5 protein-coding genes, 1 tRNA gene and 1 pseudogene are annotated in these 7,393 nt (G+C 69.5%); 4 read left to right on the top strand and 3 right to left on the bottom strand.

Annotated features, from left to right (window positions below; all coding sequences use genetic code 11):
- Positions 1–140 precede the first annotated feature (140 nt).
- The 3 genes and pseudogenes from E1288_RS49250 to E1288_RS34910 all read left to right on the top strand — a co-directional run.
- A pseudogene (locus E1288_RS49250) lies at positions 141–473 on the top strand (integrase core domain-containing protein); the annotation flags it as partial.
- Positions 474–1,515: 1,042 nt separating this feature from the next.
- Entirely contained in the window at positions 1,516–1,848 is a 333-nt protein-coding gene (locus E1288_RS34915; RefSeq protein WP_235884026.1) for a DUF6247 family protein, read from the top strand.
- Positions 1,849–2,106 carry a hypothetical protein gene (locus tag E1288_RS34910; RefSeq protein ID WP_235884025.1) on the top strand — a complete coding sequence of 86 codons (258 nt, stop codon included), beginning with the start codon at positions 1,849–1,851 and terminating at the stop codon, positions 2,104–2,106. It begins immediately after the preceding gene.
- Positions 2,107–2,186: 80 nt separating this feature from the next.
- On the opposite strand, the gene E1288_RS34905 is transcribed toward E1288_RS34910, so the two are convergent.
- A tRNA-Arg gene (locus tag E1288_RS34905) sits at positions 2,187–2,259 on the bottom strand.
- 142 nt (positions 2,260–2,401) lie between these two features.
- On the opposite strand from E1288_RS34905, the gene E1288_RS34900 reads away from it, so the two are divergent.
- Positions 2,402–4,450 (top strand): NB-ARC domain-containing protein, encoded by a 2,049-nt coding sequence (locus E1288_RS34900; protein ID WP_132492934.1) that lies wholly within the window; start codon positions 2,402–2,404, stop codon positions 4,448–4,450.
- A 28-nt stretch (positions 4,451–4,478) separates the two neighbouring features.
- Here E1288_RS34900 and E1288_RS34895 read toward each other — a convergent pair whose 3' ends face one another.
- The gene (locus E1288_RS34895) at positions 4,479–5,813 is read right to left on the bottom strand and encodes a hypothetical protein (protein ID WP_235884024.1); all 1,335 of its coding nucleotides are present in this window, start codon (positions 5,811–5,813) and stop codon (positions 4,479–4,481) included.
- Positions 5,814–5,844: 31 nt separating this feature from the next.
- Positions 5,845–7,329 carry a GGDEF domain-containing protein gene (locus tag E1288_RS34890; protein WP_132492950.1) on the bottom strand — a complete coding sequence of 495 codons (1,485 nt, stop codon included), beginning with the start codon at positions 7,327–7,329 and terminating at the stop codon, positions 5,845–5,847.
- Between the last annotated feature and the right edge of the window lie 64 nt (positions 7,330–7,393).

Below are 7,393 nucleotides of genomic sequence, written 5' to 3'. Positions count from 1 at the left end.
GTCCCGAGCCGACCGCGGCTGCCCGGCCGCCCCGAACGGATTCCCTTCCTGCTGCTGCGGATCAGTCGTGGTCATCTGCGTACTCCATCAACTATCGGATCTTGTACACAACCCACCTGACACCCCCCGCGTTCGCTCACGCCCTGAAACGCTACGGCGTTCCCGAGGAAGTGTTGACCGACAACGGAAAACAGTTCACCGGCAAGTTCGGCGGGCCACGCGCAGGAGAAGTGCTGTTCGACCGGATCTGCCGGGAAAACGGCATCACCCACCGGCTGACCCAGGTCCGCTCACCCACCACCACCGGCAAGATCGAACGATTCCACGGCAGCCTGCGGCGGGAACTACTCGACCACCACGACCCGTTCGACTCGATCATCCACGCCCAAGCAATGATCGACACCTGGGTCACCGACTACAACATCGACCGCCCGCATCAAGCCCTGAACATGGCCTCCCCGATCGACCGGTTCACCAGCACCGACAGCGAACCAGAACAACAAGCCGCGGTCCTGCCGCTGGTGCTGCCCGCCGAACTAGACGTCATCAACGGCCAGACGCCTGACCCAGTCGTCGAGCCGGAGCCAGCCCCGACGATCGCCACCATGCCGGCGAATCTGTTGCGCTTGAAGGAAATGGGGCCTTCCCCGGCCGCCGCGCCGATCACCATCGAGATGGACACTGTCGTGCCTGCCTCAGGCAACATGTCGGTGCGGGGCCAACAGCTCTGGCTCGGTCCCGACCGGGCCGGGACACCGATCACCCTGCGGATCTCCACCACCCACCTGCGGGTGCTGCTGGCCGGTGTCCTGATCAAGACCGTGGGCTCGAAACTGGCCGCCTCCGACCTGCACGCCCTGGTGCACAGCGGCAAAGCCCGCCAGGTCGACGACGAGGCTCCCACCGCCCAACAACCGGCCAGCACCGTCATCGAGGTCGAACGGACCGTGAACGCGGCCGGCTGCGTCGGCCTGGCCAACAAGGCGGTCAGCGTCGGCTTCCCGCTGGCCGGCCGACGGGTCGTGCTGCGGTTCGAGACCACCACCATGACGGTGCTCGACGCCGCCGAACGGACCCTGCTGCGCTCGATGCCCACCCCGTTGACCACCAGGGCGGTGGCCTACCTGCGCGGCGCCCAGCCCGGCGGACCCCCACCCACACCCCCGCCGACCGGACCGGTCACGGTCGAACGGATCGTGTCCAGCAGCGGCGGTGTCATGATCGCCCGCCAACGCATCCAGATCGGCCGCACTCACGCCCGCAAACTCATCACCGCCACCATCGACGACCAGCACATCCACGTCCACGACGGCCCGAACCTACTGATCACCGTCCCCCGCACCACCACCCTCGAGATCACCCACAGACGCGCACAAAACCACTAACCTGCCAAGGTCCGACGTCAAGGATCAAGTGAAGCCAAAACGTCAAGGATCATCTGAAGCCCGACAGACTGCGGCCTAGCGGCGTCGACACGGAGGCTGCTGGTTGACGTCGACGGCTATGGTTGGTCACGTGGCCGCCCCGAACCCTGTTCCGAGCAGCACTCCAGGTCCACCGCCTGCGGACGCTGCGAGTATCCGAGCGTGCCTGACCCCGCAAGCAGCCGCCGAGTTCGACGCGGAATGGGAACTGGTCCTTGACCGCGCGAAGCGCTCTCACGACCTCACCGAGGTCTTTGGTCTGCTGCAGAAGTGGCAGCATTACGCGCACACCGAGCAAGTCGCGCCGGGGACATACGCGCGGGTATTGGCCAAGGCTGAGCAGATCCTTCGAACCGGCAAAAACCCTGATGCTGTACCGCTCGATGTCATGCAGGAGACCATCCGTCGGCGGTTGGGCCGGTAGGTGTACGACATCGTTCCCGACGACTCGGTCAACGACCAAGTCGCCGCGCTGCCTGGTCATGCCCTGACTGCCTACGCTGAGGCGTTAGACGTCCTGCGGCTCGCGCCGTGGAACGGCTTCCCGGTGAACGGCGCCAATCCTGATGGTCCCGTACGGCGTTGGGATTTTGGGTACGGCCACGCTGGTCACGTGCTCTACCTCATCCTCGAAGAACAGCGGGAAGTCCACCTGCTGTTGGTGCAGTGGTTCGGAGCCTAGAGCAGCACTCCGAAGATGGGGGTAAAGTGGGGGTTGATCTTGAACTAGATCAACCCCCGCTTCGTTTACCAGCGGTTTTGCGCCCCCGGCAGGATTCGAACCTGCGACACCCGCTTTAGGAGAGCGGTGCTCTATCCCCTGAGCTACGAGGGCTTGGTCTTCGACCTCACTCGGAGCGTACCTGGCTCGCCGGGGTCGGCTGACACCCGGTTGGCGTCCCCTGCGTCCCGCCTGTCGCAGGCTTCCGTCGCGTATCGTCAGGTGATCGTTACCGTTCGGCGCCACTGGGGTGGGTATGGGCAACGAGAACAGCGGTCCGGTGCACAACTTCGTGCAGGCCGGGGCCATCCACGGCGACGTGCACTTCCACGAGCAGGCGCCGGAGACGCCCGGGCAGCTGTTGCCGGAGCCGGTCAACTTCGTCGACCGGGAGCCGGAGCGCGAGGCTCTCGACGCGCTGCTCGCCGAGGCGCGTGGGGCTCGGGCCGGGTGCGCCGTGATCAGCGGGATTCGCGGGGTCGGCAAGAGCGCCCTGGGTACTTACTGGTCGCACCGGGTGATCGACTCGTTCGAGCACGGCCAGGTTCGGTTCGACTTCGGGCTCGGCCAGCGGTCGCTCGGTGAGGCCGCCGAGCACTGCTTGCGTTCCCTCGGCGTGGCCGGGGACCGGATTCCGTTGTCGGACGACGACAAGATCGCCCTGCTGCGCACCAAGACCAAGGGGCGGAAGCTGCTGTTCTTCTTCGACAACGTGGGCGACCTCGCGCACGTTGCGAAGCTGCTGCCCGCCTCGGCTGAGAGCGTGGTGCTCTGCACGAGCCATCACGACGCCGCAGACCTGGTGCTGGACGGCGTTCGGCCCATTCGGCTGACCGCGCTCGAACCGGCGCATGCCCTCGACTACCTGCGGCGCAGCGGTCTGGGGGAGCGGATCGACGCCGATCCGGTCGCTGCCGCGGAGCTCGTGGACCGGTGCGGCAGGCTGCCGCACGTCCTTCGCCTGGTGGCCGGGATGCTCCGGCGCCGGACGTCCTGGAGCATCGCGCGTGCGGTTCGGGAACTGTCCGACAAGAGGAGGCGGCGCGATCACCTCCACGAGGCGTTCGCGGCGCTCGACCTGGCGGTCGAGCAGCTCTCGAGCGCCGAAGCGGAGCTTTATGCGTGGCTGGGGGTGTTCCCCGGGGCGGTGTTCTCGGCGGGGGCGGTGGCGGCGTTAGCCGATCTCGCCGAGTTCGATGCCGAATCCCGTCTCGCCGAGCTGCACAGGACTTGTCTGGTGGAAGAGAACGACCAAGAGCAGTTCCTCCTTCACGATCTCGTGGGAGAACACGCCTCCGAAGCCGCTCGGGCGCTTGGCGCCGCGAAGCGCGACGACGCGTTGCGACGCCTTGTCGGGTGGTACCGGCGGCAGGGCGCGTTCGCAGATCGGATGGTGATGGAACCCAGCCGGCTCCGCGTCGTGGACGACGAGGTCGGCGGCGAGAACCCGTTCGGCACGCGGGAAGAAGCGCTGGAATGGTTGGAGCGCGAGCGCGTCAACATCCTCGGAATGGTGCGACTGGCGGGCGAAAGTGATTTGCACGTCGACGTGATCGCGCTCTGCGACGGTCCACTGTGGGCGTTGCACAACCAGCACAAGCACTACTCCGACACGTTGCCGGCGCTGGCATCTGCCATCGAGTCCGCGGCTGCGATCGAGGACCCCGTTGCGGAAGCGCGGATGCGGAGCCTGCGCGGTCAGCTGCTGATGGAGTGCGGCGAACTCGACGAGGCGCACGAGGAGTGTGCGAAGGCGGTCGCTGCGGCTGAGCAGGCCGGGCACCGGCGAATCCTGGCCTCCGCGCTGGAGTTCCAGGGCAAGGTGCTGCACGCGCGCGACGAATTCGCCGAGGCCATCGGGAACTTCGAGCGGGCGCGGCGGCTCAACGAGGAGCTCGGGCGGCGTCGCGGCATGGCGCTGCAGGAATACCTGATGGGCAAGTCGCTGTCCGGGCTCGGCCGGCACGACGAGGCCCTGGCCGTGCTGCGGACCGCCCTGGACCGGCTCGCGGAATTCCCCGAGGACAAGCGGACTCCCGGCCGGATCGGGGTCGCGACGGCTCGGGCGCACCAGGCGCTCGGGCAGCACGAGCAGGCCGTTTCGGTGCTGCGCGAGGTCATCGCAGCGACGCGGGAACGGCAGGCATCCTTCGACCTCGCCGAGCCGCTGGAGCTGCTCGCCGACTCGCTCACCGCGACCGGGCAGCCGGGTTCGCGGGAATGCCTGGCGGAAGCGCTGGAGATCTACGATCAGGCCGAGAGCCCGAAGGCGGAGCAGGTAGCCCGCAAGCTCGGTCGTGAGTGATCGTTCCGGGTCTTACCGGAACAACCGCTCACGAGTGGAACAGGTCGACCGGCGCCGGCCGGGCGGGCCACGGCGGCTCCGGGAGGTCCAGCTGCCGGTAGATCAGGCTGCGCAGCCGTTCGCAGGCGCGGTCTTGGAAGGCCAGCCCCGCGAGCTGCTGGTGGTCGGGTACCGGTCGCGCCGCGTCGATCTGCGCCCGTACGTCTCCGGTCGTGTCGAGGCGCTTCGCCCGCTCGCCCAGCAGCGCCATCGGGGAGCCGGGCACCACCTCGTCGGTGCCGAAAGCCGCTAGCAGCAGCGGTTTTCCCAGCGCTGCGGCGTAGCACGACAGCGAGCCGTGATCCGAGATCACGACGTCCGCGGCGATCAGCGCGGCCTGCCACTTGCGCAGCCTGGGCACCAGGACGAGCCCGTCGCGCAGGGCGGTCTGCAACCAGGTCCGGATCTGCAGGCCCTCGTGCCTGCTCCAGATGTTCGGGTGCAGCACCAGGGCGACCTGGTAGTCGGCGGGCAACGCGGCGACCAGATCCCGGGCCAGCCCGCCCTGCCTGCCGAACAGCGAATGCGGGCCCCAGGTCGAGGCGAGGACCACGAGTTTTCGCCTGCCGGTGCCGAGGGCCGCGCGGTAGTGCTCGCGCATCGGCAGGCTGACCTGCAGGCGCGCGAAGCAGGGATCGCCGATCACCTCGGCGCGCGCGACCGCCTCCGGGCAGTCGCGCCTCAGCGCGGCCAGCTGGCTCGGGTGGGAGAGGCCGACGACCGCCGGAACCACCCGGCCCTCGTGCATCAGCTGCGCGGCGGACAGGCCCGAAACTTCCTCCGCCACACCGGATTCCGTGGCGCGGAGCTTGTGGTGCCCGGCGCCGTGCGGCAGCGTCAGCACCGGCATCTCCAGCTCGTGCAGCCGGCCGTTGCCGCTCGGCGAGATCGCGAGGTCGAAGTCCTTGCCGACGGCCTGCTCCCAGTCCGCGACCCGGGCCTGCGAGCGGTGCAGCTCGTCGGTGAGGTTCGCGGCGAACTCCGAGCCTGCCGCCACCGCGAAGCGCGTCTCCACCCGCATGTCGTCGGCGAGCACGGGGAGCACGTCCAGCAGGCGATCCAGCGTCGTCAGGGTTCGCACGACGCCGAGCACCCGGCGCTCCACCGGCGCGGTGTCCCAGCGTTTCGCCCGCTGCGGCTCAGCGGCGACATGGCCCACCGCCGGGCTTCCGGGCTTCCGGGCTTCCGGGCTTCCGGGCTTCCGGGCTTCCGGGCTTCCGGGCTTCCGGGCTTCCGGGCTTCCGGGCTTCCGGGCTTCCGGTGTCGATTCTACCTTGCTGCGCAGGGGAAACCCGTCGATCGGAGATAGCAGCGCGGTGGACATGACGATCGATCCTAATCGAGCCGGGTGCGCCTCAACTCGTGGTCGAGCTGTCCGCGGTCGGCCGGTCCCCATCGATCTCCCACCGGTTGCGCCCGGCCCGCTTCGCCCGGTACAGCGCGATGTCGGCGGCGGCGAACAGGTGCTCCAGGTTCGCCGGACCCGCGGCGACGCCGATGCTCACCGTCGGCGCCTTGGTGAGCCGCCCGAGCACCAGCCGCCAGTCGTGCCGTTGCACCGCGGCGCGGATCCGCTCGGCGACGATCGGCCCGGCGTCGCGGGACTCCTCCGACGCGTCGACGAGCAGCACCACGAACTCGTCGCCCGCCCAGCGGCAGATGAGGTCGTCGGCGCGGCATTCGCGGCGCAGCAGGTTCGCGACCTCTTGGAGCACCACGTCGCCCGCGGTGTGCCCGGCGAGGTCGTTGACGTCCTTGAACCAGTCCACGTCCAGCAGCAACAGCCACGGCACCCGGCCGGCCGCCGCGGTGCTCTCCAACAGCACGGGTGCGCGCCGCTCCAGGCCGAGGCGGTTGGTGAGGCCGGTCAGCGGGTCGCGCAGCGCGGCTTCGCGGGCGGCCACCGCCATGCGCTGCGCCTGCACCGCCACCCGGCGCTGCTCCAACGCCTGCCCCAGCCCCTCCTGCAGCACCTCCACCGCGGTGCTGCTCGCGGCGACCGTTCGCCGCAGCGCGGCGGACTCGCCGACCGGGTCGGACAGCTCCTCGCAGATCGCCGCGAGGTCGAGGGAGAACTGCATCATCAGCATGGTGTCGCGGATCGTTTCGGCGCCTTCCAGGGCACGGCTGGCGAACGTGCGGGCTTCCTCCAGCCGGTTCTGCTCGCGGCGCACCACCGCCAGCACCCAGTTCGCCTCGGCCGTGGTGAACCAGTCGTCGGCGCCGCGACCCAGCGCCAGCGCCTCCAGGGCGGTCCGCTCGGCTGCGGCCGTCTCGCCGACGCCGGCCAGCGCCCGAGCGAACCCGGCCAGCGCGGAGCGCTTCACCTGCCCGGGCTTGGCCAGCCCCTGCGACTCGTCGAACAGGTCGCGGGCCAGCTCGAACTGCGCCCTGCTGGTCTCGTCGGGCCGGGTCACGGCGCGGAACACCCGCGCGTTGCCCTCCCGGCTCAGGCAGTGCGCCAGCGCCGCCTGGTCGTCGGAGTCGCGCGCGATCTGCACCGACAGCGCCATCAGCTCCAGCGCTGGGCCGCGGTGGCCGATGGTCTCCAGCAGGTAGCCGAGCATGCTGATGGTGTGCGCGGCCGCCGGGCCTTCCGGGCGGTCGACGTCGAGATCGGTCCAGCCCTCGGCGATCAGTTCCAGGGCGAGCGGGATGCGCCCCAGCCGCCACGCCACCGACGCCCGGTGCACCAGCACGGTCGGGCGGTTCCAGTGCTCGCCGACGTCGCTGGTCCCGGCCTTGATCAGCTCGTCGAACGCCGCGTTCGCCTCGGCGAAGCGGCCGGAGTCCAGCAACAGCCGCACATGGCGGTCGTGGGCCGGCAGGTGGCCGACCATCAGCGGATCATCCTGCAGCACCGCGTCCTCGCAGGAGCGCAACTTGTAGTGGAACCGCGTGCCG

This window comes from Saccharopolyspora elongata (assembly GCF_004348985.1).
In the GTDB taxonomy this organism is placed as follows: Bacteria; Actinomycetota; Actinomycetes; order Mycobacteriales; family Pseudonocardiaceae; genus Saccharopolyspora; species Saccharopolyspora elongata.
Note: the sequence above shows the minus strand (reverse complement) of the source record. Positions and strands in the feature narration are given on the sequence as shown.

Excerpts from the sequence above, each read along its gene's own strand:
- E1288_RS34890 (WP_132492950.1), bottom strand. The coding sequence starts at position 7,329 with ATGGTCGGCCACCTGCCGGCCCACGACCGCCATGTGCGGCTGTTGCTG.
- E1288_RS34900 (WP_132492934.1), top strand. The coding sequence starts at position 2,402 with ATGGGCAACGAGAACAGCGGTCCGGTGCACAACTTCGTGCAGGCCGGG.
- E1288_RS34895 (WP_235884024.1), bottom strand. The coding sequence starts at position 5,813 with ATGTCCACCGCGCTGCTATCTCCGATCGACGGGTTTCCCCTGCGCAGC.